The organism is Arhodomonas sp. KWT (assembly GCF_010993615.1).
On record NZ_WNXE01000411.1, the window covers coordinates 1 to 1,555 of the forward strand.

2 protein-coding genes are annotated in these 1,555 nt (G+C 71.1%); one reads left to right on the plus strand and one right to left on the minus strand.

Translation table 11 applies throughout. The annotated features are described in order from the left end of the window. Nucleotides 1-66: 66 nt before the first annotated feature. Nucleotides 67-987 carry a LysR family transcriptional regulator gene (locus tag G7A99_RS19430; protein ID WP_163143326.1) on the minus strand — a complete coding sequence of 307 codons (921 nt, stop codon included), beginning with the start codon at nt 985-987 and terminating at the stop codon, nt 67-69. Nucleotides 988-1,094: 107 nt separating this feature from the next. Here G7A99_RS19430 and G7A99_RS19435 point away from each other — a divergent pair. Next, nucleotides 1,095-1,555: putative sulfate exporter family transporter (locus G7A99_RS19435; RefSeq protein ID WP_163143328.1), on the plus strand; the 461-nt coding region annotated here is incomplete at its 3' end.

The window sequence follows — 1,555 nt, forward strand, 5'->3', positions numbered from 1 at the left end:
TCGGCGAACCGCTGAGCATGAACTTCATGGTCGGCGGCGCGGCGATCCTCGCCGGCGTGGTCTGCATCAACCTGTAGGCGGCCCCCCATCGCCTGTATCGAGCGCGGCATCCAGCGCCCGCAGAAAGCGCTCGACCACCGGCGAATGGGCCGGCACGGCACGCCGGACACACCACAGGGGGCGTCGCAGCGAGAGCTCCGGCACGTCGACGAAGCGCACCCCGCCCCGGACACTCGCCTGGGCCGCGGCCAGCCGGCTCACACAGGCCAGCCCCGCGCCGGACGCCACCGCACGCACGATCGCGCCGCTGTCGTCCATCACCAGGCCACCCCGGGGCACCGGGTGCCCGGCAAGTGCCAGGCTCTGCTCGAACACCGCCCGGGTCCCGGACCCGGGCTCGCGCACGACCCAGGGATGCTCGGCCAGCGTCGCCGCCGACAACCCCTCCACCGGATAGTCGGCCGGCGCGATCACCTGCAGCGCATCGGTACGCCAGGCGGAGACGTCGACATCGTCCCGCTGGGCCGGTCCCTCGATGAAACCCACGTCCGCCTCCAGTGCAGCGACGCGCGCCTCCACCGCCGCGCTGTTGCCCGAGAGCACCGTAATCCGCAGGCCCGGGTGCTGCCGGCCGAGCCGTGCCAGCGCGGCGGGCAGAACGTAGCGGGCAATGGTGTTGGAGGCGGCAACCTGCACCTCCCCGCTCAGCTCTGCCGCGGCATCCCCCGGCGCGAGCTGCGCGGGGACGTCCTCCAGCGCCGCCATCGGGGCCGCCACGAGTTCCAGCAGCTGACGCGCCGCCGCCGTGGGCACGATCTCCCGGCCGCGACGCTCGAACAGCGTGATCCCGAGGGCGTCGGCGAGCTCGTGCACGGCCTGGCTGACCGCCGCCTGACTGAGGTGCAGCGTCGACGCCGCACGCTTGACCTGGCCGGTGCGCACGACCGTCGCGAATATCTCGAGCTGGCGCAGGGTGAAGCGGTTCATCGGCACAACAATTCGGCGTCACCTAAGTTATAAATAAATAATAATCGATTTTGCGAAATAATTCCCGCCGGTACCGTCTCGCCATCCTTTACCGACGGAGACTGGACATGCCCGCCGACACCACTACCGCCCGCCGGCCGGCCCCGGCGCTGGACCGCATCGCCACCGTCGCTCCGGGCCTGACCCTGTGCGCCGTGCTTGCCGGCCTGTCCTACGCCATCACCGCGTGGCCGGCGCTCAACAAGGCAGTTCCGCTGAGCGCGCTGACCGTGGGCATCCTCGCCGGCGTCCTGGTACGTCTGTGTGTGCCGATCCCGGCGGCCATGGAACCCGGTATCCGCTGGACGCTGCACTACGTGCTGCGCACTGGCATCGTGCTTCTCGGCTTCCGGCTGGTGGTGCAGGACATGCTCTCGGTCGGCATGGGCGGCCTGGCGCTGGTCGTGCTCGCCGTAGGCAGCACCCTCACCCTGGCCGTGGTGCTCGGACGTGCGCTCCGGCTGCCGGACACCCTGAGCGTGCTCGTCGGCTCCGGCACCGGGATCTGCGGCGCCTCCGCCGTGGTGGC